Genomic DNA, 23,650 nt, shown 5'->3' with positions numbered 1-23,650 from the left:
GATACAGTTGGCGTGCCAGGGCACGCCAATACTATCAGTAGTTAAAGACGACGCGACGGTTTTGCGAGTAGGCGCTTTCGTTTTGGCCACTCACTGCCGGACGCTCTTCACCGTAGCTAACCACGCTCATTTGTGAAGGAGATACACCCTGAATATTCAGGAAACGCTGTACGGCTCCCGCACGACGCTCACCTAGCGCCATGTTGTATTCACGGGTACCGCGTTCGTCGGTGTGACCGTGAAGAACAACACGGGCGTTCGGGTTAGCACGCAGGTAGCGCGCATGAGCCATTACCACAGATTCGTATTCGCTCTTAATGGTATCGCGATCGTAATCGAAGTAAATAGTGCGTACTTCAGGAATACGAGAATCCGCCTGCTGACCAGCAGCGCCAGAACCTGACGTTGAGCCATACTGACCACTAGTGCCAACACCAGACGTGCTAGACCCCATACTGCTGCCATCCTGGCTTCCGTACGAGTCTCCGTCTTGGGTTCCGCCGGTGCTGGAACAGCCAGCGATAACTACGATAGATAACGCGACTGCTAATGAGCGAGCCAACGGCTTAAGTTGCATAATCAGACTCCTTGCCTGTAAACAGAAGTTAGTGCTGTTCATCTATTAATTTAAGAAAGGTGACCACGCGGGATCACGTACATCACCTTGTGCTGCGGGCAACCTAAATGACGAGCGGCCATCGGCTGAAACGGCACTTAGTACTCCGCTACCACCCTGTTGGGTAGCGAAGATTACCATGGTCCCGTTCGGCGCAACACTAGGAGATTCATCTCTTGTTGATTCGCTTAATACCACTAAGCGGCCACCCTCAAGATCCTGCTTCGCCACTTGGAAACCGCGGCTGGAACGGTGAATCAAAAAGATTTCTTCACCGTCTGGCGAAAAGCGTGCACGGGCGTTGTAGTTGCCCGTAAAGGTCAGTCGGTTGGTCTCTCCACCGCCTAACGAGGTTTGATAAATCTGCGGGCCACCGCTGCGATCTGATGTAAAAATCAAGCTACGACCATCAGGAGACCACGCGGGTTCGGTATCGATACTGTTGCTGTTAGTAATACGGTCCAGCGAACGGTTAGCTACGTCCAGTACGTAAATTTCCGGCTGACCATCTTTGGATAACGACATGGCGATACGACGGCCATCTGGCGACCATGTTGGCGCACCATTGATACCACCAAATGAGGTGGCTTGAACGCGCTGACCTGTATTAACGTCTTGGATGTAGATAGACGCCTTGCCTGTTTCGAAAGAGACATACGCCAGCTTGCGGCCATCCGGCGACCAAGCGGGCGACATAATGGGCTGATCCGAGGTCAGCACCTGCTGGCTTCGACGGCCATCGGCATCAGCCACATACAACCCAAACTGCATGTTATCGCCTAGGCCCTGAGCCGTAACGTAAGCAATGCGGGTTGAGAAAGCGCCGCGAATATCGGTAATCGCCTCGAAAATTTGGTCACTGATGTAGTGCGCCGCACCACGAAGGTCGTTGCCACTGGCAGTCACGGTTTCACTGATCATGGGACGTTGGCCGCTAATATCGACCAGGTCGAACTGCAACTCATAACCGTTGCCTGTCTGCTGCGCGCGCCCAACGACGAGATAACGCACGTCCAGCGATCTCCAAGTGCCAAACTCTACGTCAGACGCTTGGCTTGGACGGTCGAACATAGCACTACGCTCTAGCGGTGCGAAAAATCCGCTGCGTTCAAGGTCGTCTTGTACAATTTGCGCGACATCTTCAGGTAGGCCTTCGCTGCCTGCGAATGGCACGACCCCGATAGGCAACGCCTGATCGCTACCACGCGTTATCTCAATGGTTAAATTAGCGCTTGCTACGCTGCTGATTAGTAGCAGTACGCAAAAAAGCCACATTTTGCTTAACGTTTGCATCAGCGAACATCCCCCGGGGTAAATCGCAGATTAAATTGACGTAAAGTACGCTGCTGTTCCGCTGACAAGTCACGTAACTCGCCAAACGGTGCTGCATGTTCCACCGCCTGCATAGCTGAGCGATCAAAAGCACTATCACCGCTGGATGAAGCGACAGAGGTCGCTAGTAGCTCACCCGATGGACCAAGCCTCACTTGTATCGTAGCACTCATTGCGTTGCTCGCTCCTGGAGGGATAACCCACGCTTGCTCTACAGCACGCCGGACAATGTTAATAAAGCTGTTTGCCGCCTGTTGGGCCTGCTGTGCATTAGCGGCCGCTTCTGCCTCGCCTGCTAACTGACGTTGCATGGCCGCTTCGGCTGCCTCAGCAGCACGACGCTCTTCTGCTTCACGCTGTTTCTGGGCTTCTGCTTCGCGAGCGCGCTGCTCCTCCGCTTCCCGTTGGCGACGAGCTTCTTCCTCCCGCTGGCGCTGTGCTTCGGCTTCACGCTCACGTTGTTCTTCCGCTTCGCGCTGGCGTTGGGCTTCTGCTTCACGGGCACGTTGGGCCTCTTCTTCCCGAGCGCGTTGCTCTTCAGCCTCACGTTGGCGCTGAGCCTCGGCTTCCGCCCGTGCACGCTCTGCTTCCGCTTCACGCTGGCGCTGGGCTTCGGCCTCTGCCTGCGCACGCTGCTCTTCCGCTTCACGTGCTTGGGCTTCTGCCGCTTGCTGTTCGGCTAATCGCTCAGCTTCTTCTGCGCGACGCTGGGCTTCGGCTTCGGCTTCAGCTTCTGCTTGGGCTTGTTCTAGCGCGCGAGCCTGTTCCGCTGCCTCAGCTTCTGCTTCGCGCTGGGCTGCCTCGGCGGCAGCTTGCTGCTCCGCCGCGGAAGGCTCATCGCTAGGCGGCTCTGGATCGGGCTCTTCGGGTTCAGAGGCATTGTTCATTGCGGCCTGTTGCTCAGTGACTTGCTGGGCCTGATCAGTGAACGTTTCCGTGCTCACGAACGTCGCTTGTACGATCGAAGAAGAGTCTGGTTCCGCCGACATGCTGGGCAGCTTGACCAAGCTAAAGATAACCACGAGCAAGTGCACGGCAACAGCCAAAATCGTTGGCCACGTGTAGCCAACGTCTTGTGGGTCACGCGGTGGTTTTACAGCCATGTGCGACTCGCCCTTAACCATCTTGGGGCGGCTCTGAGAGCAGCCCTACGTTGGCGACACCCGAACTCTGCAGTGTGCTCATCAGCAGCACAATCTGGCCATAAGGCACATTGCGATCTCCGCGCACCATCACAGGCGTACCGGGACGACGCTGAAGAATAGCAGTCACTCGCTCCGACATTTGCTCCAGAGAAACCGCCGTCGAATCTTCTCCCAGAGTAATAAAGTAGCCGCCATCGCGATCTACCGAGATGATGATCGGGTCATTATCTTCCTGGGTTTCAATAGGCTCAGAGGTGACTTGAGGCAGATCTACTTGAACGCCTTGTGTCAGCATGGGAGCAGTAATCATAAAAATGACAAGCAGTACCAGCATCACGTCGATAAAAGGGACAACGTTGATCTCCCCCATCGGCTTGCTTTTGCCACTACGATTGAACGGACCTTGCATGGCAGACTCCCTTAACTAGCGCTAGGTTTGCCGTCACGTCCTTGCAAGTTACGGTGCAAGATTGCGTGAAACTCTTCAGCAAAGTCTTCATATTTACCCAGTAAGCGAGAAGCGTTATTGGATAGACGGTTGTAGAAAATAACAGCGGGAATCGCTGCGAAAAGTCCCATTGCCGTGGCAATCAGCGCTTCTGCAATCCAGGGTGCAACAGTCGCTAGTGTCGCTTGCTGGGTCATGGAAAGTGATTGGAATGAGCCCATAATGCCCCATACCGTACCAAATAAGCCGATATAAGGACTGGCGGAGGCAACCGTTGCCAGAAAAACAAGATGTTGGGTCAGGCGGTCTTCTTCCCGCGACCAGGCGACTCGCATGCTGCGCTGGACACCTTCCAGTACCGTATCGGCACTGCGGGTTTTAGGCATTAGGCGGTTAAATTCCCGAAAACCTGCCTGGAAAATGTGCTCCGCTCCATGACGAGGGGCATCAGCAGGAATTTCGCGGTAGAGCTCGTTTAGGTCAACACCTGACCAAAACGACTCTTCAAACTGGTTGTACTCTTGCTTGGCTCGGCGTAGCGCAATGCTGCGCTGAAAGATCACCACCCATGAGAGGATTGACCCCACCACTAGCAGCAGCATGACCAGCTGTACCACAATGCTGGCACTCATTATTAAGTGGGGAATGGACATGGTGTTATCGTTCACAGTTGCCCTCATCAATCAATTAATGTCGTTTTCGACTGGGGTGTGGTGTTAAGCGACAATGGCCACGCTTTTGGACGCAGTGTCGTAGCGTTTAAGCAGGCTATCTCGACTGTTGCGGAGCACAAGAGTTCCTCGTCGCGCCGAACCTGTTGTTCAAATGTCATCCGGCAACGACCTTTTTCCGCAATGTTGGCAGTTACCGTCAGTGCCTCATCCAATCGTGCGGGTTTGGCATAGTGGCAGGCCATGCGGTATACCACTAGCTGTGTACCTTCGTCTAGCAACGTTTGCTGGTTAAGGCCTAATTCTCTTAGCCACTCGCTGCGCGCCCGTTCCATAAACTTCAGGTAGTTAACGTAGTAGACAATTCCACCGGCGTCAGTATCTTCCATGTAAACACGCACTGGTATGCTAAATTCGCCCGTCATGGCCGACGTTCTCCCTCAACATCAATTGACTGTTCGTGGGGCGTCTTATCAAAGTGTAGCCAGGCTTGACGAGTCACCACACGGCCTCTTGGTGTACGCATCATTAGCCCCTGCTGAATCAGATAAGGTTCAATCACATCTTCGATGGTATCGCGCTCTTCACCGATGGCGGCAGAGAGTGAGTCAACGCCCACCGGGCCACCATCGAATTTGTCGATCATCGCCAGCAGTAAACGGCGGTCCATGTGATCCAAACCGTGGTGATCGACATTTAGCATATTGAGCGCCGCATCCGCTAATGTCACATCCACAACGCCATCGCCCTTTATTTCGGCGTAGTCTCGCACTCTGCGCAACAGTCGGTTGGCGATACGCGGCGTACCACGGGAGCGGCGCGCGACTTCAATGGCACCTTCATGGCTGGTTTCAACGCCTAGTAGCCGTGCTGAGCGGGCGACAATCTCGGTCAGCTCTTCCAGGTTATAAAACTCAAGACGCTGAACGATACCAAAGCGGTCACGCAGCGGCGAGGTCAACAACCCCGCACGAGTGGTGGCGCCCACCAGCGTAAATCTGGGCAGGTCAAGTTTAATAGAACGTGCGGCGGGCCCTTCGCCAATCATGATGTCGAGCTGAAAGTCCTCCATCGCGGGATAAAGGACCTCTTCCACCACAGGCGAGAGGCGATGGATTTCATCGATAAACAGCACATCGCCCGGTTCAAGATTGGTCAGCATAGCGGCGAGATCCCCCGCGCGCTCCAGCACCGGGCCAGAAGTAGATTTAAGCCCCACGCCCATTTCAGTAGCGATAATATTCGCCAACGTCGTTTTACCTAAGCCTGGCGGACCGAACACCAGCGTGTGGTCTAAGCTCTCTTCGCGTAGCCTGGCTGCTCCAATAAAAATCTCAAGCTGTTCGCGAACCCGAGGCTGGCCAATATAGTCTTTGAGATGTTTCGGACGAATAGCATAGTCGATGCGCACTTCGCCCTGCTCTGGCTCAGCGGCAATTAATCGGTCGTGTTCTAACATAAAGACTCTTCTAGAGTGCTGACTAATGAGTACACGCTATTGCACTCGTGCTGGTCTAACCGGACATGCGTTTGGTTAACGCGGCTTTGATCAAAGCTTCGGTAGTTTGATTGGGGTCGACGTCGGCTAACATTTTCGTCGCTTCTGTCAGCTTATAACCCAAGCTCACCAGGGCTGCTTCGGCATCCGCCAAATGATCCCTTGGAGCAGCTCGCCCGCTTGTCGCTTCAAGAGCCAACGGCGCATCGTTGCCATGCTCCCACTCAGGAAAGCGGTCACGCATTTCGATAATCAACCGCTCCGCCGTTTTTTTACCAACGCCTGGCAGTTTTGTCAGCGCTTTGCTGTCGTCATCTCTGATACAGCGCATAAAGGCATCTTCATCCATACCCGACAGGATCGCTAACGCAAGTTTCGGCCCTACGCCATTCACTTTGATCAAGGCGCGAAACAGCGCTCGCTCATGCTCTCGCCCAAACCCATAGAGCAAATGCGCATCGTCACGGATGGTGAGATGGGTATAGAGTGACACCTGCTCGCCGGGAGCGGGCAGCGCTACAAAGGTGTTCATGGAGGCTTCAAGCTCATAACCAACGCCATGCACATCTACCACCATCCAGGGCGGCTGTTTTTCCAACAACAGGCCGGTTAAACGTCCAATCATCATATGCCTCGCAGCCAATCAAAACAGCAGCCACTATAAAGCCACTCTGTACAGATGACCAGTAATGCCTAGAGCCGCCATCGCCCTGATGAGCGGCGCTTACTGCGTGAAGGAGTCGCCGCCACCAGGGCGTTGCCAGCAAAAGCGTGGGTCAGTGCAATGGCTAGTGCATCGGCGGCATCTGCCTGGGGTGTCGCCGACAGGCCGAGCAGCGTGGTGACCATATGCTGCACCTGGCTTTTATCAGCGCCGCCCTGCCCGGTTACCGCTTGCTTAATCTGCCGAGCGGCGTACTCCGCGATACTCAGCCCATGGTTAGCCAAACAAACCAATGCTGCGCCGCGGGCTTGGCCTAGCTTGAGGGCCGAATCAGCATTTTTAGCCATAAAAACCCGCTCTACTGCAACAGCATCAGGGCGGTGCAGGCCAATCAATTCGCTAATACCGGCATATATTTGCGCCAAACGCTGCTCCAGTGCACCATCAGCCGTACGAATGCAGCCACTGGCCACATAGCGAGGCTTAACGCCTATTAGATCAATCACGCCGTAACCGGTGATACGTGAGCCTGGGTCAATGCCTAAAATTCTGACCGTGGTCGCTAGCTGTTTTTCGTCCATGGATTTTCTCTTGGCACTGCCTAAAACAAAAACACCGACGCTAAGCGTCGGTGTTGTACTCGTCAAAACGTGAAGGCGGTCTTACTCGCCCGCTGCTTCCGTTTTGGCTTTTTGGCGTAAGCGAATGTTCAGCTCTTTGAGCTGATCAGAGCTAACCTCACCCGGTGCATCGGTCATTAAACAAGCAGCACTTTGGGTTTTCGGGAAGGCGATGACTTCACGAATGGTTTTCGCACCGGCCATGAGCATGACTAAGCGGTCCAGACCGAAGGCCAAGCCGCCATGGGGCGGTGCGCCGTACTGCAAGGCATCCAGCAGGAAGCCGAACTTCTCTTGCGCTTCCTCTTCGCCAATCCCCAAAATATCAAACACGGTGCTTTGCATGGTTTGATTGTGAATACGGATAGAGCCGCCACCCAGTTCGGTACCGTTAAGCACCATGTCATAAGCGCGAGAAAGCGCTTTAGCCGGGTCTGCTTTCAGCTCTTCCGGCGAGCAGGAGGGCGCTGTAAACGGGTGGTGAAGCGGGCTTAGACGGCCATTGTCGTCGGCTTCGAACATGGGGAAGTCAACGACCCACAGCGGCGCCCAGGCTTGAGTGTAAAGGTTCAGGTCGGCACCCAGCTTGACACGCAGCGCACCAATGGCTTCGTTGACGATACGCGCTTTATCCGCACCGAAGAAGATAATGTCACCATCTTCAGCGCCGACACGATCAAGCAGCTCTTCGACCACGTTTTCCATGAACTTAACGATCGGCGACTGCAGGCCATCTAGCCCTTTGGCACGCTCGTTGACTTTGATCCAGGCAAGGCCTTTAGCGCCGTAGATGCCTACGAACTTGGTGTATTCGTCGATCTCTTTACGGGAAAGCTTGGCACCGCCCGGCACTTTAAGAGCCGCCACGCGGCCATCTTCTGCCTTGGCCGGCCCTGAGAACACATTGAAACTAACCTGCTGCATCAGGTCGTCAACGTCGGTGAGCTCCAGCGGAATACGCAGATCGGGTTTATCCGAACCAAAGCGATCCATGGCTTCTTGCCAGGTCATACGCGGGAATTCCGGCAGTTCGACGCTCAGCACTTCCTGGAACAGTTGACGAATCATGGCTTCGGTAATACCCATGATGTCGTCTTCTTCCACGAAAGAGGCTTCGATATCGATCTGTGTGAATTCAGGCTGACGGTCAGCGCGCAGGTCTTCATCGCGGAAGCACTTTGCGATTTGGTAGTAGCGGTCAAAACCCGCCACCATCAGCAGCTGCTTAAACAGCTGGGGAGACTGTGGCAGTGCAAAGAAGCTGCCCGCGTGAGTACGGCTAGGCACGAGGTAGTCCCGGGCACCTTCAGGTGTGGCTCGTGTCAGCACAGGCGTTTCAATATCTAGAAAGCCTTGGTTTTCTAGGTAAGCACGTACGTTATGAGAAATACGCGAACGCAGCCGCAGTTTTTCGATCATATCCGGGCGGCGTAGATCAATATAGCGGTGTTTCAGACGCACTTCCTCACCGACTTTGCCATGCTCATCAAGCTGGAAAGGCGGTGTCGCTGCGCTATTCAGTGCTTCAACTTCTTTGGCCAGCACTTCAATCATGCCGGTGGGCATGTTGGGGTTCTGGGTGCCTTCAGGACGCAGCCGAACACGACCAGTAATGCGCAGAACATATTCGCTGCGTGCACGGTCGGCATTAGCAAACGCCTCGGCGGTATCGGGGTCTACGACAAACTGAGCGATACCATCACGGTCACGCATGTCGAGAAAGATAACCCCACCGTGGTCACGACGGCGGTGAACCCAACCGCAAACGGTGACCGTTTGATCCACCAATGTTTCGTTAAGCTGGCCGCAATAATGGCTGCGCATGTCACATCCTGTTCTGTTTCGTGGCAATTAAGTTGTCTTGAGCCTTTAAAGGCCCTGACAGCCGCGGCTACGCCGCGGCGCCTTTTTTCGTTGACGTGCTGCCGACATCGCTTTTCGCGCTACCCGCTGCTTGTCCGTCGGCAGCTAAATTCTTTTTGCTACCTGTTTTGAAATCAGTTTCGTACCAACCGCCACCCGCTAAGCGGAACCCGGCTGCTGAGACCAAGCGCTCTAGATCATCTTGCTGACACGCAGGACAGCTTGTTAACGGATCGGCGCTAATTTTCTGAAGTTTTTCCATGCGATGGCCGCAGGCCTTGCACTCGTACTCATAGATGGGCATGTTGATGGCTCCTGAAAAGCTCAACTCCGACAGGTTTTATGTTGACAGTGTCGTGGCAAACTTAATGCTACCAGGCTGACAATATGTGGCCTGTCGGGATAAATTCCAAGACTGCGGTCGATAGAGCGGTCATTATACCCTTTTGTGCCCCCTGCCGAGCAAGGCCAAGCGGCTTTCGGCAGTTAATGGAGAAATAAAATGCCCAATGCGGTCATACTGGATGCCCAAAGCCTTGGCCCTGACATTGATTTGACGGCTATTCGTGATGCCGTCACGCACTTAGAAATACATCAGCAAAGCACCACAGCGCAGGCGCGTGAACGCCTAGCAGATGCCGAAATTGCCATCGTCAATAAAGTAAGGCTGGATGCTGAGACGCTTTCACAGCTTCCTTCGTTACGATTGATCTGCGTGCTGGCCACTGGCTTGAATAACATTGACCTAGATGCTGCCAAAGCCCACAACATTACAGTTAAAAACGTGTCGGCCTATGGCACCGCTAGTGTGTCGCAGCACACGCTGATGCTGATGTTATCACTGGCGAATCGCTTACCCCGCTATCAAGCGGATATTGCCGATGGGAAATGGCAAGCGAGTGATTTTTTCTGCTTACAAGATCACCCAACACTCCAGCTTGCTGGCAAGCAGTTGGTGATGGTGGGTCAAGGAGAGCTGGGGTCTGAAGTGGCTCGGCTTGCAGAGGCGTTTGGTATGCAGGTCACGTTTGCCGCCCGTCCTGGCAACGAGCAAAACGATCAGCGACCTTCGCTGGATGACCTACTGCCCTCGGCAGATGTGATTAGCCTGCACTGCCCACTGAACGATGCTACTAAGCACCTTCTCAACAAAGAGCGTCTAGCGAAAGCCAAGTCGTCGCTGCTAATCGTCAATTGCGCTCGTGGCGGTATTATTGATGAAGAAGCCGCGCTGGAAGCGCTTCGTAGCGGTAGCATCGGTGGTCTAGCCGTCGATGTGCTACCTGTCGAACCACCCAAAGATGGACACGCACTATTAGATGCGCTGGCGAATGCAGAACCCCTCAATCTGATCGTCACGCCGCACAACGCGTGGATCACGCCCGAAGCACGGCAAAACATCGTCGGCTTAACCGCCGACAATATTCGTGCGTGGCAGACAGAGAATCACTAACTTGCCAGCTAGGCACACTAAACGTGTGCCTAATAGGTCGAAAAGTGGTCAGGAGCGTAGTGATGAGCATCCAGTGTTTCAAGTGTGACATGGGTCACCCGCGCCCCTTCTGGGCCCTGCCAAAGCCATTGGCTAAGCTCGGCAACGGCTGAAGAGGGCCCGCACATTAGCACTTCAACCCTGCCATCAGGCAGGTTCTTAGCGTAGCCGGTTAAGCCACGCATCAATGCCTGCTCTTGAGTGGCACGCCGGTACCATACTCCCTGCACTTTTCCTGTTATGTAGGCACGTACGCAGCAATGGGCCATGACAAACTCCTCCGTCGTTAAAGCAGCTCATGCTTAACCAGAACAGCGCTATTGCGGGGCACCAGTGGACGCCCACGTCGTAGTAGCAACGAGCGCGTGAACGCTGCACCAAAGAGTAAGATAAGCGAGCTGTAGTATACCCATAGTAAAATCATAACCACCGAACCCGCCGCACCATAGGTGGATGCCGTGGCCGTGTAGGCGAGGTAAATGGTAATAACACTGCGACCAATGGTAAACAGCACTGCTGTCACCACCGCACCAATGAATACATCCTGCCAGCGAAGCACTACATCGGGCAGCACTTTAAAAATAGTCGCAAACAGCAGAGCGACCATGGCAAGCGATATTAACGACTCGGCGGTGGTGGTTAGTAGGCTTGCAAATGGCAACAGGCCGTTTGTCGCGCCTAGCATGCCGCGAAGCACCACTCCAAGCACTAGCGACACCAGCAAAATAAAGCCGATAGACAGTACAACGGTTAACGATAACAAACGGTTTTTGATAAAAATAAGTGCGCTGTTGCTATTTGGCTTCGCTCTAACCCCCCAAATGGTATTCAGCGAGAACTGCATCTGCGCAAATACGGTCGTTGCACCGATTACAAGGGCAATAAAGCCAAGAATTGTGGGCAGAACCCCCGACTCTTCAATGCGAGACTGGGCAACCGCCTGCTCTATTGCCAAGGCAGCTTCTGTGCCTAAGGTTCCTTGTAACTGCGCCACGATCTGACCATGAGCCGCCTCTTCGCCGAGGACCACGCCAATCACTGTAACCGCAATAATCACCGTGGGAGCTAACGAGAACAGCGTGTAGAACGCCAGCGACCCAGCGTAGCTAAACGCGTTACGCTCAAGCCAGAGTGACGTTGCATCTTGAATTACCTTCCACCAAAAAACGAGCGTGCGCTTAAGCATCATCATTCCCTTAAAAGCAAATCACAGAGTTTTCATACAACGCTTATATACTGATTAATCAATAAGCATACCCAATGAAAACGCTCAGCGCAGGTATGATTGCGTTGCAGAGGCTGATGGGGCCGACCATAATGGCAACGCTTTATTCTCACATTTTCAGCAATCAAGGACACGCAATGAACTCAGATGCAGCTCGGTCTGTAACGTCTTATGACTTTGATTGCTTAGTATTTATTGGTCGCTTTCAGCCTCCCCATTTAGGCCACCTTGCCATCATCCGCGAAGCCCTTAAACAGGCTCGACAGGTAATCGTCATGGTGGGCTCCTCCTGGCAGGCGCGCTCGCTTCGTAACCCGTGGCATTTTGATGAGCGCCAAGCCATGATCCGCTCAGGATTTGATAATGCGGATAATCAACGACTTGAAATCACTCCGCTTCTGGATGCGCTTTACAACGACGATGTATGGGTCAGGGACGTACAGCGGAAAGTGCGCGATTTAGCAGCTCCCGCCAATGCACGGTTGCCAAGGATTGGTCTCATCGGCGCAAGTCGTGGGCAGTCCAGCTACTATTTATCGCTTTTTCCCCAATGGGAGTCGGTGAGCGTACCGCTCGTGGAGGGCATTTCGGCCAGCCAAATTAGAGAGCGGCTTTTCCGCTCACCTGGCTCAACCGATGATTATCTCAGTACGGGGGCTTACCATGACTTGCCCCCTGGCGTGGTAGAAAGCGTGAGTAAATTCTGCAAAGGCGAGGACTATCATCGACTATTGGAAGAGCAGCAGTTGCTCGATCAGTATCGACAAGCATGGTCACAGGCACCCTACACCCCTATCTTTGTCACCGTTAACGCGGTTGTTGTGCAATCAGGGCACGTATTACTGGTGAAGCGTACTGCGGCTCCTGGGAAAGGCCTATTCGCGCTGCCCGGTGGGTTTATCAATCCCCATGAGCGATTACTAGATGCCTGTTTGCGTGAGCTGCGCGAACGGTTGCGCTTAAAAGTGCCAGAACCGGTATTGAAAGGCTCTCTGCGTGGCCAGCGGCTGTTTGATGAGCCCCACCGTAGCTGGCGAGGTCGCACACTAGCCGAAGCTTTCTACTTTGCTTTGCGGCCTGACCAGCAGCTGCCGCGCCTTAAACCCGTTAAGGGCGGCGACCATGCCCGCTGGGTGGCACTCGCCGACTTGGAGCCAGAGAGCCTCTTTGAGGATCACTTCTTTATTATTCAGAATTTCCTTGGCTTACCCGCCGATTTTGGCTCTCTTTAAGCCTGCAGGAAATCACGCGGCAGTTTCATCATCTGCCGCCATAAGCGCTCTACTCCCGGCTTGTGGACCAGCGAGCAGCGATAGAGGCGAATTTCCAGTGGAATGTCCCAACTCTCATCGCCTGCTCGCACAAGCTTACCGGTTTTTAGCTCCTCACGAATACAGAAATCAGGAATCCAGGCAACCCCTACGCCCTGTAATACCATGCCCTTCAAACCTTCAGCCATGGCGGTTTCGTAGACCGTTCTAAGCTTCATGCGCAGCGGGTCGTTTTTCAGCAGCATCCGCACGCTGCGACCTAGAAACGCCCCCTGAGTATAGGCCAGATAAGGAATGGAGCTATCGCGCTGCAAAGAGAACAACGGTTTCCCATGCTCGTCAGGCAGCGAAACAGGAAGCATCTTGACCTTGCCGATCGAAAACGAAGGAAATACCTCCGCATCTAATTGCATTGTGGCGAAAGGGTCGTAGTAAGCCAGCATTAAGTCACAGTTCCCCTCACGCAGCACATGAATGGCTTCACCGACGTTCATGGCAACCAAACGCGTTGGCAACTCCCCTAGCCCTTTTTGTAGCCTAGAGATCCACGGCGGATAAAAACTGAGCGCTAACGAGTGCGCCGCGACGATATCCAATGCTTCGTTGGCAATGGAGAGCCCTCGCAAATGGCTGAGCGATTCGTTTAACTGTTCAACTAAGTTGCGGGCGGTCACCAAAAATAGCTGCCCTTCTGAGGTTAAGCCAATCGGCGTCGTTGATCGGTCCACTAAGGTAACGCCAACTGCCTGCTCTAATGCCCGAATACGCCGACTAAACGCAGGCTGGGTGACATGGCGCTGTCGGGCAGAGGCAGAAAAACTGCGGGTATTCGCCAGTGCGACGAAGTCTTCTAGCCATTTTGTTTCTAGATTCACCCATGACTCCTGTTATTTGAACGTTGATGGCTTGCGTCATTTGGTTGGGGCAAACGATTACTGTACGGGTGCCATCAAATAAGCAGCACGGGACACGACTTTTTTCCACATGGGGCGCTGACTCACTTCATCGAGAGTCACTCGGCGGCACTTGGAAAAATCAGCTTCCAGCATGGTGGCAACATCGTTGGCAAAATCGGCGCTGGGAATGAACGCAGTGATTTCAAAATTTAACCGAAACGACCTATTATCCAGATTTACCGTACCTACAGTGGCGGATGAATGGTCGACAAGCATGACTTTTTGATGTAAAAACCCAGGTTGATAACGGTATATTTTCACACCCGCTTTTAACATATCCGGCAAAAAAGAGAACGCAGAGAGGAATACCAGCAAATGGTCGGGGCGCTCCGGGATCATCACGCGCACGTCGACGCCTCGCATAGCTGCCAATCGTAAAGAGTCTTGGACGCCCTGATCAGGTACGAAATAGGGGCTCGTAACCCAAAACCGCTGGTTGGCGCTATGAATCAGCTGTTGAACAAGTAATCCAGCCGTATCCTGCTTATCGGCTGGGCCGGAAGGCACAATCACCACTTGCTGATCTTGCTGTGGGTGACTTTCCGCGTGCCAGTTCAAGGTAATGACATCGCCTGTTGCCCAGTGCCAATCCTCCCAAAAGGCTTCTTGCAGCCCTAGTACACACGGCCCCTGCACTTTCAAATGGGTGTCTCGCCAAGGGCCGTGCTTAGCACTTTTGCCAAGATACTCGTTGCCGACGTTAAAGCCGCCTATCCACCCCTGCTTGCCATCTACTACGGCAATTTTTCGATGGTTACGGAAATTGAGCTGAAAGCGGTGTTTTAGCCCGCGTGATGAGCGGAAAGGTGTGACCTCTGCGCCACTTGTACTTAATTCATTTAAATAGCCGTCATTTAGTTTACGGCTACCAATTTCGTCATATAGAAAATAAACGCGCACACCGCGCTTAACCGCTGCAATCAGATGCTGCTGGAGCTGCCTGCCTAACTCATCATCGCGAACGATAAAGAACTGGATCAGCAGATAATCCTGCGCTTGATTAATACCTGCAAATAGGCTGTCAAAAGTGGCATCGCCATCAATTAACAGCTCGGTGCTATTGCCTTTCGTCAGCGGCATCATCGCTAATTGTTCAACCGCTTGAATATCGGTATTGTCGGAAATAGCGACATGGGGCTTTACGTTATGTCGATAGCGAACGAGCACTCGGCGCAACACCGAATCCCTGGCACCTCTTGCCGTCACATACCCATAAAAACGTGGCCTGCCAAACAGCCAGTACACTGGCACCGCCGCATAGGGAAAGGTTAGCAGTGAGATAATCCACGCCACTGCACCCTGTGACGTACGGCTCGACATTAATGCCATCACCGCCGAGATCATTCCCAGCACGTGAATCAGCATGATCCCTGTCCCTAGCAACCAAGAGGCCATTCGCTATTCCTCACCATCCGTTAGGACCTGTTATTTCTGACTACTCCATAAACAGGAGCCCCGTTAGAACGGGGCTCCTGTGGTTAAGCAACGCCTATATCACCTCAGCGTATCATGCTTTTTCGGCAATAATTTCTTTCCATTTAGCCGGGCCTGTCTGGTGAACAGAGGTGCCTTGGCTATCTACCGCTACCGTGACCGGCATGTCTTCCACCTCAAATTCGTAGATGGCTTCCATTCCCAGGTCTTCAAAGCCCACCACGCGTGACTTTTTGATCGCTTGGGCAACCAGATAAGCAGAGCCACCCACCGCCATGAGATACACTGCTTGGTTGTCACGGATCGCTTCAATGGCAGCTTGGCCGCGCTCTGCTTTGCCGACCATACCCAGCAAACCAGTCTCCTCCAGCATCGTCCGAGTGAACTTGTCCATGCGTGTGGCCGTGGTGGGGCCTGCAGGGCCAACCACTTCATTGCCGACCGGGTCGACTGGGCCAACGTAATAGATAAAGCGCCCTTTCATGTCGACCGGCAGCGGCTCGCCTTTGGCGATCATATCCACCATACGCTTGTGGGCAGCATCGCGGCCCGTCAGCAGTTTGCCGTTTAACAGCAGTGTATCACCGGGCTGCCAGGTTTTGACTTCTTCGGGCGTGACAGTGTCTAAATTGACACGCTTGACGTTATCGCCTGCTTCACGGGTAATCTCCGGCCAGTCTTCCAGCTTCGGAGCCGGCAAGGCTACAGGGCCAGAGCCATCCAGCGTGAAATGCGCATGCCGGGTAGCTGCACAGTTGGGAATGATCGCCACCGGCTTATTGGCAGCGTGGGTCGGATAATCTTTGACTTTGATATCCAGCACCGTGGTCAGGCCACCTAGGCCCTGGGCACCAATACCGCTTTTGTTCACCTTATCGAACAGCTCAAGGCGCAGCTCTTCGGCACGGTTGCTTGCGCCACGGGCCTGAAGCTCTTGAATATCGATAGGATCTAATAGCGCTTCTTTGGCAATTTCCATTGCTTTTTCAGCGGTACCGCCAATACCAATGCCAAGCATACCCGGCGGGCACCAGCCAGCACCCATTTTGGGAAGCTGTTCCATCACCCAGTCGACCACGCTATCGGAGGGGTTGAGCATGGCAAACTTCGATTTCGCCTCGCTACCGCCGCCCTTCGCTGCCACATGAATATCGACCTTATCGCCCGGCACAATTTTGTGGTGAATGATGGCGGGCGTGTTGTCTTTAGTGTTCTGGCGCTTGCCATCCGGGTCGGCAAGAACCGAGGCGCGCAGTACGTTATCCGGCAGTTGGTAGGCGCGGCGCACGCCTTCGTTGATCATGTCGTCGAGGCTTAGCTCGGCGTCCCATGTGACGTTCATACCTACGTGAACGAACACTGTCACGATGCCGGTATCCTGGCAAATTGGGCGGTGCCCTGTTGCGCACATGCGCGAGTTAATCAAAATCTGAGCGATGGCATCCTTTGCAGCGGGGTTCTCTTCACGCTCGTAAGCGGCGGCCATTGCATCGATGAAATCTTTCGGGTGGTAGTAAGAGATGTACTGCAGAGCATCGGCAACGCTTTGGATCACGTCGTCCTGGCGAATCACGGTCATGGATTAACAGCTCCTTGGTTATCGTCTTGGCTGCAGCCTTCGCGGCCGTCTAAGTGTGCGGGAAGTATACCGTATTGAGACTCACGCGGCAGCCAATGCACCGAGTAACCGCTTGCTGTTACGTAGCGCTTTGGTCTGATTGTTTGAACATAGCTATTAAGATAACGGTATAAAATTTATCCTAAGGAGAAGGCTGGCATTGTGGGCAAGAGTATAGCCGCCGAGACCCGACCATCATGCGCTCAATCACACTGCCGCAACGATGGCACGAGAGCCCGGCGAGCTCAAATACGCTGAACCGCCAATCTGTTTTTCAATGCGATCGCTGCGCGGCGAATCTCTGGATCTTCAGACATCGCTTATCCTAGCGCCAGCTGCTTCTCTTTCATTTGATGGAGCTGGTCGCGCAACCGCGCCGCTTCTTCAAACTCGAGATTTTGAGCCGCTTCAAACATGGCATCTTCAAGCTTACTAATGGCCGTGAGCAAGTCTTGCTTACTCATGGCGGTCACATCGTAACCGCCTTTAAGCTCGGCCACCTTACGCTCATTGCCCTTACGCCGACTGCTCTTCTTACCTGGCGTCTGCGCGGCTTCTAGAATATCTGCAACCGAGCGGGTAACCGTCGTGGGGGTAATGCCGTGCTTCTCGTTATGCGCCATCTGTTTATGGCGTCGACGCTCGGTCTCATCAATTGCTTTCCGCATGGAGTCCGTAATGCGGTCGCCATATAAAATCGCTTTACCGTTGGCGTTACGCGCTGCACGACCAATGGTTTGAATTAACGAGCGTTCGGCGCGCAGGAAACCCTCTTTATCGGCATCCAGAATCGCCACCAAAGAGACTTCAGGAATATCCAACCCCTCCCGCAGCAAGTTGATGCCCACCAGCACGTCAAACTTGCCCAGGCGTAGGTCACGGATAATTTCCACCCGCTCGACCGTATCAATATCGGAATGTAAGTAGCGCACGCGAATACCATGCTCATCAAGGTAATCAGTCAGGTCTTCTGCCATGCGCTTGGTTAAAGTAGTAACGAGCACCCGCTCGCCTACCGCTGTTCGCAAACCGATCTCCGACAGCAGATCATCGACTTGCGTGCTGGCCGGGCGTACTTCAACTTGCGGATCCAGTAGCCCTGTTGGCCGAACGACTTGTTCGACGATCTGGCTTGCGTGCTCAGCTTCATAGTTGCCTGGTGTTGCGGATACGAAGATCGTTTGTGGCGATATAGCCTCCCACTCCTCAAACTTCATGGGGCGGTTATCCAACGCTGACGGCAGGCGGAAACCATACTCGACCAGTGTCTCTTTACGCGAACGGTCGCCTTTGTACATCCCGCCTACTTGAGGCACGCTCACGTGTGACTCATCGATAAACAGCAGCGCATCATCCGGCAGGTAATCAAAAAACGTGGGCGGTGGCTCGCCAGGTGCACGGCCAGAGAGGTAGCGAGAGTAGTTTTCAATACCGTTGCAGTACCCCAGCTCCAGCATCATCTCAATATCGTAAAGCGTACGCTGCTCAAGCCGCTGGGCCTCTACTAAACGCTCGTGCTTACGCAGCCACTCCAAGCGCTCTTTGAGCTCTGCTTTGATGGAGTCGATGGCTTCTAGAATGGTCTCACGAGGCGTCACGTAGTGGGATTTTGGGTAAATCGTCATCCTTGGGACTTGCCCGCGCACATCGCCAGTGAGCGGGTCAAATAAACGGATAGAATCGATTTCGTCGTCGAAAAGCTCAACGCGCACCGCTTCCTCATCCGAATCCGCCGGGAAGATATCAATCACGTCGCCGCGCACGCGGTAAGTACCGCGACGGAAATCCATATCGTTGCGGGTGTACTGCAGCTCTGCCAAGCGGCGTAGGAAGGCGCGTTGGTCAATCAGCTCACCACGAGTGAAGTGCAGCCGCATCTTCAGGTATTGGTCTGGATCACCCAAACCGTAGATCGCCGATACAGATACCACGATTAGCGCATCACGGCGCTCCAGTAACGCTTTCGTAGCGGAAAGACGCATCTGCTCAATATGGTCATTGATTGAGGCATCCTTCTCAATAAACGTATCTGACGAGGGCACATAGGCTTCGGGCTGGTAGTAGTCGTAGTAGGAGACGAAGTACTCAACAGCGTTATCGGGGAAAAACGATTTAAATTCGCCGTACAGCTGTGCCGCCAGGGTTTTGTTCGGCGCCATCACGATGGTGGGCCGCTGAAGTTGCTGCACCACATTGGCCATGGTGAAGGTTTTACCTGAACCGGTGACCCCGAGCAGCGTTTGATGGGCAAGCCCGGATTCCAAACCACTGATCAACCCGCGTATGGCCGCAGGCTGGTCGCCCGCAGGCTGAAATTTTGACTGCAGACGAAATTCCTTGCTCATCGTTGCTCCTGTTGAGGAAGTAGGCCTACGCGGTATGGGTCGCTATCTCTATCGTTGCCTGGGTCATCAGGCGCTGAATCGGACAGCGGTGGCTAATGTCTTCCAGCTTTGCTCGCTGTTCTGGATCGCTGATGCCATGCAATTCTAACGTCACATCTAGCTTGTAAACACCTTTGCGCTCCTCGCTATCGTCACGTTGAACCTTGACGGTGATGCCTTCCAGTGGCCACTGTTTGCGCTTGGCGTACATTTGGACCGTAATTGCCTTACAGGTTCCCAACGCGATATCGAAATAGTCGTGGGGGTCCGGGGCACTATCATCGCCCCCCACCGCAGTGGGTACGTCGGCATAGAGATCTTCCATACCACTTACCTCGATACGCTGACGAAAAACACTATTTCGTTCGCTAATCACCACGATAGGCGGATGCATTACGATACCTTGATGCGAAGATTAAGTTTTTCAACCGCTTTAATTAGCGCTTCTCGCTTAGCACGACCCTCCACTTCCGCCCCATAGCGCCCCACTTCGGCGCTATCGACGCCGTCAAGCATCATCAGTGCGGTGGTGATTTTGTTAACTTGTTCGGCGGTAGTGACGCCTTGAAAGCTTAATGATTGAACTGCCATGCCGCGTCCTTTGCTGAATAATTGTCAACTCACATACAATGGGACTGTATACAGGAAATTACCTATGCAAACCTGATACAGAACAAAGAGTCTAGCATGCTCCCAAGGCCTTGCAATCTGCCTATCCTGCCCACACTTTTACAAGCACGCTTTACTGACACATCCCACTAACTACGCCCAGGAGTGACTATGGCCACCGCGAACACGCAGCCCCCCAGCGCCGTACGTTTGACCCAGTATGCCGCGCTCGATATTAAAGGGGCCGATGCGGAGAAATTCTTACAGGGCCAAGCTAGCGCACAGGTGGGATTGGCGAATGGCACTTTCGCACCGCTCACCTGCTTCTGTACCCCTAAAGGGCGCATGTTGGCCAATGGGCAGTTATTGAGGCTCGGCAGCGACCATTTCCGCTTGGTACTAGATGCCTCTCTTGCGGACGGACTGCTCACCCATCTGAAAAAATTTGCCGCTTTCTATAAAGCAGAGCTTTCAGTGATAGGCAGCGTCACGTTTGCAGGCGCCAGCGAGCCTGCAGATACGCTTGCCAATCAACTAGACATCACGCTGCCCGACCAACCTTATACCCACACTACCAGTTCAAAGGGAACGGCGTTGCGGATGCCCGGCAAACCCCGTTGGCTGTTGATGTTTGAAAAGGATGCCAGCGACCTCGTCAACAGTGATGATGCATTACACAACGAGTGGCAGCTTGCAGATATTCGCAGCGGTCTTGCTTGGCTTACCGCTAAACAGCAGGATCACTTTCTCCCCCAAATGCTGAACTGGGAAGCATTAGGCGGCATTAGCTTTAAAAAAGGGTGCTATACAGGTCAAGAAGTCGTCGCCCGCGCTCACTTTCGTGGCCAAGTGAAAAAACGCTTAGTTCACGCTAGTATTAATGCGGCCACCCTTCCTGAGATTGGCGAGTCACTGCTTGATGACAACGGTAAGACGTTGGGAGAAGTGGTCAGCAGCGCATTTAGCGGCAAGCAGCAGGTAGAGTTGCTAGCGGTGATGAACACCAAGGTCATGGAAGATAATTTAGCAGTTTATTGGCAACAGCAGCCTATCACGCTGTATGAGATGCCCTACCCCATTGAGCGCTTGGACCCGGAGCAGATCGCGGCTCAGCTTGCTTGAGGTCAGGAATTGGTCTCATCGCCTGTTAACTTAAATACTCGTGCGGCGTTGTCACTGCTCAGCGCTGCCACGGTATCAAAAGATTGCCGACGCAGCCTCGCCACCTCCTGAGCCACCAGCATTACCCGAGAAGGCTCATTCCGCTGGCCCTGATAACCGCTTAACGGCATATCGGGGCTGTCGGTTTCCAGCACAAACCCATCATCGGGTAGTTTTGCCACCACACGGCGTAACTTTTGAGCGCGCTCATAGGTCACAGCACCGCCAAGCCCCAGCACATAACCAAGGTCCAAAAACTTGACGGCCTGCTCGTAAGAACCGGAAAAGGCGTGAATGAGCCCGGCAGCTGGCAGCGCTTGCTGACGAAGCCGCTTGCTGACCGTATCATTTGCCTTAACGCAGTGCACCACCACAGGCAGCTTGCAGCGTTTAGCGATGTTTAACTGCTCATCGAAGTAGTGCCATTGCTCGTCCAGGCTATCCGTAAAGCGACCATCAATACCACATTCGCCAATGGCGACTGGCCGGGCTGGGCAAGCGCCAGCAAGCTGCTGAAGTATGAGGGTTTCGAGCGCTTTCAAATCATCTGGCTGGTGTTGCTCAATGAAGTACGGGTGAAGCCCTAAGCAGATGCTGACATCGTCACGCTTACCCAACGCCAGCACGTTTTGCCAACGCGCGCGTACCGTGGCAGGTACAATAAAACGGCAAACGCCCACTGCCTGGGCGACGGCGATCACGGCATCACGATCCGTGTCGAACTCCGCTACATCCAAATGGCAGTGGGCGTCTATCAGCATATTGCCCTCTTTAAGGGGTTTAATGCTCGCGGGTAGGCTGGAAGCGAATATCCGGCCAGCGCTCCTGGGTCATTTGCAGGTTAACCCGCGTAGGCGCGATGTAGGTCAGGTAACCGCCGCCATCAATGGCGAGATTAGTACTGGCCTTGCGCTTAAACTCTTCAAGCATTTTGGCATCGTTGCAATACACCCAGCGGGCGGTTTGCACGTTGACGCCTTCATAAATACAGTCGACCTTATACTCTTCCTTCAAGCGGTGAGCGACAACATCAAACTGCAGCGTACCAACCGCCCCTAGAATCAGGTCGTTGTTATCCATCGGCATAAAGACCTGGGTGGCACCCTCTTCCGACAGCTGCTGCAGGCCTTTCTGTAGCGCTTTCATCTTGAGCGGATCTTTCAGGCGCACGCGCTTGAAAAGTTCAGGCGCAAAGTGAGGAATGCCGGTAAAGCGCATATCTTCACCCACGGTGAACGTATCACCAATTTGAATAGTGCCGTGGTTATGCAGGCCAATAATATCGCCCGGCCATGCCTCTTCCACTTGAGAGCGGTCTGAGGCCATAAAGGTCAGGGCGTCAGCGATTTTGACGTCTTTACCAATGCGCACATGGCGCATTTTCATGTTCTTTTCGTACTTGCCGGAACACACCCGTAGGAAGGCGATACGGTCCCGGTGATTCGGGTCCATATTGGCCTGAATTTTAAATACGAATCCAGTGAAGCGATCATCGTGGGCGGTCACTTCACGCGTATCAGTTTCACGTGGCTGCGGAGCCGGCGCGTGCTCGACAAAGCCGTCTAGCATTTCACGCACACCGAAGTTACCCATAGCGGTACCAAAATAGACCGGCGTTAGCTCACCACGACGATAGGCTTCCAAGTCAAACTCATGGGAAGCACCCCGTACTAAGTCTACTTCCATACGCAGCTCTTCCGCCTGCTCTTCACCTAGCACGGCGTCAACTTCTGGGTTATCTAGCCCCTCAATACGCTTGTCATCAGGAATGCGACTGCCCTGACCCTGGGTATAGAGATGAATAACATCGTTATAGAGATGGTAAACCCCTTTAAAGTGACGCCCCATGCCAATGGGCCATGTCATGGGCGCACATTGGATGTTCAATACCGTTTCTACTTCGTCCATCACTTCAATAGGATCGCGGATATCGCGGTCCATTTTGTTGATAAACGTGAGGATAGGCGTAGTGCGCAGACGACACACTTCCATCAGTTTGATGGTGCGATCCTCGACGCCTTTCGCACCGTCGATGACCATCAGCGCGGAATCAACCGCCGTCAGCGTGCGGTAGGTGTCTTCAGAGAAGTCTTCGTGCCCCGGCGTATCCAGTAGGTTGACGATACGCCCACCATAGGGGAACTGCATCACCGACGTGGTCACCGAGATGCCCCGCTCTTGCTCCATCTTCATCCAGTCAGACGTAGCATGACGATCATTACGTTTGCTTTTCACAGACCCCGCCAACTGGATGGCATTTCCAAACAGCAGCATCTTTTCTGTGATTGTGGTTTTACCGGCGTCAGGGTGCGAAATAATCGCAAAGGTACGGCGTAGCTCAGCTTCGCGCGCTAATTGGGCGTCAGACATGGAGTTCTCTAAGATGGTACAACGTGATGACTTAAAACGTAGCGCCAAACCTTCGGCGTTGTGTGTGCCTATGGTAACGCAACTCGCCTTCAACGGCATACCATCACATGCGGGGCGCCGTGCCGATAGATATAGCGAGTAGGGTGAGGCGTCTCCGCCTCATCCCTCTCACAGAACCGTACATACGGACCACGTATACGGCTCATGCCATTAACTTACCCCGAATTCGGGGACAGTGATGCCGGTTCTGACCCTGGTCAGATCCAATAACCG

At 53.7% G+C, this 23,650-nt stretch carries 24 protein-coding genes and 1 pseudogene; 3 read left to right on the top strand and 22 right to left on the bottom strand.

Annotated elements, in window-relative coordinates; all coding sequences use genetic code 11:
- Positions 1-34: 34 nt before the first annotated feature.
- From pal to AC13CY_RS05860, 11 genes are all read right to left on the bottom strand, one after another.
- A complete protein-coding gene (pal, locus tag AC13CY_RS05910) occupies positions 35-577 on the bottom strand; it encodes a peptidoglycan-associated lipoprotein Pal (protein WP_044630067.1) in 543 nt (180 codons plus the stop codon).
- A 45-nt stretch (positions 578-622) separates the two neighbouring features.
- On the bottom strand, positions 623-1,909 hold the full coding sequence (gene tolB, locus AC13CY_RS05905) for a Tol-Pal system beta propeller repeat protein TolB (RefSeq protein WP_172514465.1): 1,287 nt from the start codon (positions 1,907-1,909) through the stop codon (positions 623-625).
- Entirely contained in the window at positions 1,909-3,051 is a 1,143-nt protein-coding gene (gene tolA / locus AC13CY_RS05900; protein ID WP_074210597.1) for a cell envelope integrity protein TolA, read from the bottom strand. Before tolA ends, tolB begins: the two co-directional genes overlap by 1 nt.
- A gap of 13 nt (positions 3,052-3,064) precedes the next feature.
- A complete protein-coding gene (gene tolR / locus AC13CY_RS05895; RefSeq protein WP_054645020.1) occupies positions 3,065-3,502 on the bottom strand; it encodes a protein TolR in 438 nt (145 codons plus the stop codon).
- A gap of 11 nt (positions 3,503-3,513) precedes the next feature.
- Positions 3,514-4,209, bottom strand: coding sequence for a protein TolQ (gene tolQ, locus AC13CY_RS05890; protein WP_054641207.1), 696 nt, complete (start codon positions 4,207-4,209; stop codon positions 3,514-3,516).
- Between the two features lie 11 nt (positions 4,210-4,220).
- Positions 4,221-4,637, bottom strand: a complete 417-nt coding sequence (gene ybgC / locus AC13CY_RS05885) for a tol-pal system-associated acyl-CoA thioesterase (RefSeq protein ID WP_044630072.1) — start codon at positions 4,635-4,637, stop codon at positions 4,221-4,223.
- A complete protein-coding gene (gene ruvB / locus AC13CY_RS05880) occupies positions 4,634-5,671 on the bottom strand; it encodes a Holliday junction branch migration DNA helicase RuvB (RefSeq protein ID WP_044630073.1) in 1,038 nt (345 codons plus the stop codon). Before ruvB ends, ybgC begins: the two co-directional genes overlap by 4 nt.
- A gap of 55 nt (positions 5,672-5,726) precedes the next feature.
- A complete protein-coding gene (ruvA, locus tag AC13CY_RS05875) occupies positions 5,727-6,335 on the bottom strand; it encodes a Holliday junction branch migration protein RuvA (RefSeq protein ID WP_062359690.1) in 609 nt (202 codons plus the stop codon).
- Between the two features lie 68 nt (positions 6,336-6,403).
- Positions 6,404-6,955 carry a crossover junction endodeoxyribonuclease RuvC gene (gene ruvC / locus AC13CY_RS05870; RefSeq protein ID WP_044630075.1) on the bottom strand — a complete coding sequence of 184 codons (552 nt, stop codon included), beginning with the start codon at positions 6,953-6,955 and terminating at the stop codon, positions 6,404-6,406.
- Between the two features lie 81 nt (positions 6,956-7,036).
- Complete coding sequence (gene aspS, locus AC13CY_RS05865) at positions 7,037-8,818, bottom strand: aspartate--tRNA ligase (protein WP_483052380.1); 1,782 nt, start codon at positions 8,816-8,818, stop codon at positions 7,037-7,039.
- 67 nt (positions 8,819-8,885) lie between these two features.
- Positions 8,886-9,161, bottom strand: a complete 276-nt coding sequence (locus tag AC13CY_RS05860) for an FmdB family zinc ribbon protein (RefSeq protein ID WP_044630077.1) — start codon at positions 9,159-9,161, stop codon at positions 8,886-8,888.
- Positions 9,162-9,359: 198 nt separating this feature from the next.
- Between AC13CY_RS05860 and AC13CY_RS05855 the strand changes: the two genes are divergently transcribed.
- Positions 9,360-10,310, top strand: a complete 951-nt coding sequence (locus AC13CY_RS05855) for a D-2-hydroxyacid dehydrogenase (protein WP_172514462.1) — start codon at positions 9,360-9,362, stop codon at positions 10,308-10,310.
- A gap of 29 nt (positions 10,311-10,339) precedes the next feature.
- Here the strand turns inward: AC13CY_RS05855 and AC13CY_RS05850 are convergent, their stop codons facing one another.
- Both AC13CY_RS05850 and AC13CY_RS05845 read right to left on the bottom strand, forming a co-directional pair.
- Positions 10,340-10,618, bottom strand: coding sequence for an acylphosphatase (locus tag AC13CY_RS05850; RefSeq protein WP_044630079.1), 279 nt, complete (start codon positions 10,616-10,618; stop codon positions 10,340-10,342).
- 17 nt (positions 10,619-10,635) lie between these two features.
- Entirely contained in the window at positions 10,636-11,535 is a 900-nt protein-coding gene (locus AC13CY_RS05845) for a YihY/virulence factor BrkB family protein (RefSeq protein ID WP_172514461.1), read from the bottom strand.
- A gap of 176 nt (positions 11,536-11,711) precedes the next feature.
- Here AC13CY_RS05845 and AC13CY_RS05840 point away from each other — a divergent pair, with 176 nt between their 5' ends.
- Positions 11,712-12,806, top strand: a complete 1,095-nt coding sequence (locus tag AC13CY_RS05840) for a bifunctional nicotinamide-nucleotide adenylyltransferase/Nudix hydroxylase (RefSeq protein WP_062359698.1) — start codon at positions 11,712-11,714, stop codon at positions 12,804-12,806.
- Here AC13CY_RS05840 and AC13CY_RS05835 read toward each other — a convergent pair.
- The 7 genes and pseudogenes from AC13CY_RS05835 to AC13CY_RS05805 all read right to left on the bottom strand — a co-directional run bounded on the left by AC13CY_RS05835 (position 12,803) and on the right by AC13CY_RS05805 (position 19,828).
- Entirely contained in the window at positions 12,803-13,720 is a 918-nt protein-coding gene (locus tag AC13CY_RS05835) for a LysR substrate-binding domain-containing protein (RefSeq protein ID WP_044630082.1), read from the bottom strand. The genes AC13CY_RS05840 and AC13CY_RS05835 overlap by 4 nt on opposite strands.
- A gap of 57 nt (positions 13,721-13,777) precedes the next feature.
- Positions 13,778-15,196 carry a cardiolipin synthase gene (cls, locus tag AC13CY_RS05830; RefSeq protein ID WP_058577953.1) on the bottom strand — a complete coding sequence of 473 codons (1,419 nt, stop codon included), beginning with the start codon at positions 15,194-15,196 and terminating at the stop codon, positions 13,778-13,780.
- Positions 15,197-15,308: 112 nt separating this feature from the next.
- Entirely contained in the window at positions 15,309-16,814 is a 1,506-nt protein-coding gene (locus AC13CY_RS05825; RefSeq protein WP_044630084.1) for a fumarate hydratase, read from the bottom strand.
- 181 nt (positions 16,815-16,995) lie between these two features.
- A pseudogene (locus AC13CY_RS05820) lies at positions 16,996-17,070 on the bottom strand (hypothetical protein); the annotation flags it as partial.
- Positions 17,071-17,173: 103 nt separating this feature from the next.
- Positions 17,174-19,198, bottom strand: a complete 2,025-nt coding sequence (gene uvrB, locus AC13CY_RS05815; protein ID WP_172514460.1) for an excinuclease ABC subunit UvrB — start codon at positions 19,196-19,198, stop codon at positions 17,174-17,176.
- A gap of 25 nt (positions 19,199-19,223) precedes the next feature.
- Positions 19,224-19,631: an OsmC family protein gene (locus AC13CY_RS05810; RefSeq protein WP_044630086.1), complete on the bottom strand. Its 408-nt coding sequence runs from the start codon at positions 19,629-19,631 to the stop codon at positions 19,224-19,226.
- On the bottom strand, positions 19,631-19,828 hold the full coding sequence (locus tag AC13CY_RS05805) for a hypothetical protein (RefSeq protein WP_044630087.1): 198 nt from the start codon (positions 19,826-19,828) through the stop codon (positions 19,631-19,633). The genes AC13CY_RS05810 and AC13CY_RS05805 overlap by 1 nt, the downstream gene beginning before the upstream one ends.
- Before the next feature lie 189 nt (positions 19,829-20,017).
- On the opposite strand from AC13CY_RS05805, the gene ygfZ reads away from it, so the two are divergent.
- The gene (ygfZ, locus tag AC13CY_RS05800) at positions 20,018-20,968 is read left to right on the top strand and encodes a CAF17-like 4Fe-4S cluster assembly/insertion protein YgfZ (RefSeq protein ID WP_172514459.1); all 951 of its coding nucleotides are present in this window, start codon (positions 20,018-20,020) and stop codon (positions 20,966-20,968) included.
- 2 nt (positions 20,969-20,970) lie between these two features.
- Here the strand turns inward: ygfZ and AC13CY_RS05795 are convergent, their stop codons facing one another.
- Positions 20,971-21,768 carry a TatD family hydrolase gene (locus AC13CY_RS05795; RefSeq protein WP_058577957.1) on the bottom strand — a complete coding sequence of 266 codons (798 nt, stop codon included), beginning with the start codon at positions 21,766-21,768 and terminating at the stop codon, positions 20,971-20,973.
- 19 nt (positions 21,769-21,787) lie between these two features.
- Positions 21,788-23,377, bottom strand: a complete 1,590-nt coding sequence (locus AC13CY_RS05790; RefSeq protein WP_058577958.1) for a peptide chain release factor 3 — start codon at positions 23,375-23,377, stop codon at positions 21,788-21,790.
- Positions 23,378-23,650: the final 273 nt, after the last annotated feature.

The organism is Vreelandella sp. L-15, assembly GCF_056857635.1.
Note: the sequence above shows the minus strand (reverse complement) of the source record. Positions and strands in the feature narration are given on the sequence as shown.

Excerpts from the sequence above, each read along its gene's own strand:
- pal (WP_044630067.1), bottom strand. The coding sequence starts at position 577 with ATGCAACTTAAGCCGTTGGCTCGCTCATTAGCAGTCGCGTTATCTATC.
- tolB (WP_172514465.1), bottom strand. The coding sequence starts at position 1,909 with ATGCAAACGTTAAGCAAAATGTGGCTTTTTTGCGTACTGCTACTAATC.
- tolA (WP_074210597.1), bottom strand. The coding sequence starts at position 3,051 with ATGGCTGTAAAACCACCGCGTGACCCACAAGACGTTGGCTACACGTGG.
- tolR (WP_054645020.1), bottom strand. The coding sequence starts at position 3,502 with ATGCAAGGTCCGTTCAATCGTAGTGGCAAAAGCAAGCCGATGGGGGAG.
- ybgC (WP_044630072.1), bottom strand. The coding sequence starts at position 4,637 with ATGACGGGCGAATTTAGCATACCAGTGCGTGTTTACATGGAAGATACT.
- ruvB (WP_044630073.1), bottom strand. The coding sequence starts at position 5,671 with ATGTTAGAACACGACCGATTAATTGCCGCTGAGCCAGAGCAGGGCGAA.
- ruvA (WP_062359690.1), bottom strand. The coding sequence starts at position 6,335 with ATGATTGGACGTTTAACCGGCCTGTTGTTGGAAAAACAGCCGCCCTGG.
- ruvC (WP_044630075.1), bottom strand. The coding sequence starts at position 6,955 with ATGGACGAAAAACAGCTAGCGACCACGGTCAGAATTTTAGGCATTGAC.
- aspS (WP_483052380.1), bottom strand. The coding sequence starts at position 8,818 with ATGCGCAGCCATTATTGCGGCCAGCTTAACGAAACATTGGTGGATCAA.
- AC13CY_RS05860 (WP_044630077.1), bottom strand. The coding sequence starts at position 9,161 with ATGCCCATCTATGAGTACGAGTGCAAGGCCTGCGGCCATCGCATGGAA.
- AC13CY_RS05855 (WP_172514462.1), top strand. The coding sequence starts at position 9,360 with ATGCCCAATGCGGTCATACTGGATGCCCAAAGCCTTGGCCCTGACATT.
- AC13CY_RS05850 (WP_044630079.1), bottom strand. The coding sequence starts at position 10,618 with ATGGCCCATTGCTGCGTACGTGCCTACATAACAGGAAAAGTGCAGGGA.
- AC13CY_RS05845 (WP_172514461.1), bottom strand. The coding sequence starts at position 11,535 with ATGCTTAAGCGCACGCTCGTTTTTTGGTGGAAGGTAATTCAAGATGCA.
- AC13CY_RS05840 (WP_062359698.1), top strand. The coding sequence starts at position 11,712 with ATGAACTCAGATGCAGCTCGGTCTGTAACGTCTTATGACTTTGATTGC.
- cls (WP_058577953.1), bottom strand. The coding sequence starts at position 15,196 with ATGGCCTCTTGGTTGCTAGGGACAGGGATCATGCTGATTCACGTGCTG.
- AC13CY_RS05825 (WP_044630084.1), bottom strand. The coding sequence starts at position 16,814 with ATGACCGTGATTCGCCAGGACGACGTGATCCAAAGCGTTGCCGATGCT.
- uvrB (WP_172514460.1), bottom strand. The coding sequence starts at position 19,198 with ATGAGCAAGGAATTTCGTCTGCAGTCAAAATTTCAGCCTGCGGGCGAC.
- AC13CY_RS05810 (WP_044630086.1), bottom strand. The coding sequence starts at position 19,631 with ATGCATCCGCCTATCGTGGTGATTAGCGAACGAAATAGTGTTTTTCGT.
- AC13CY_RS05805 (WP_044630087.1), bottom strand. The coding sequence starts at position 19,828 with ATGGCAGTTCAATCATTAAGCTTTCAAGGCGTCACTACCGCCGAACAA.
- ygfZ (WP_172514459.1), top strand. The coding sequence starts at position 20,018 with ATGGCCACCGCGAACACGCAGCCCCCCAGCGCCGTACGTTTGACCCAG.
- AC13CY_RS05795 (WP_058577957.1), bottom strand. The coding sequence starts at position 21,768 with ATGCTGATAGACGCCCACTGCCATTTGGATGTAGCGGAGTTCGACACG.
- AC13CY_RS05790 (WP_058577958.1), bottom strand. The coding sequence starts at position 23,377 with ATGTCTGACGCCCAATTAGCGCGCGAAGCTGAGCTACGCCGTACCTTT.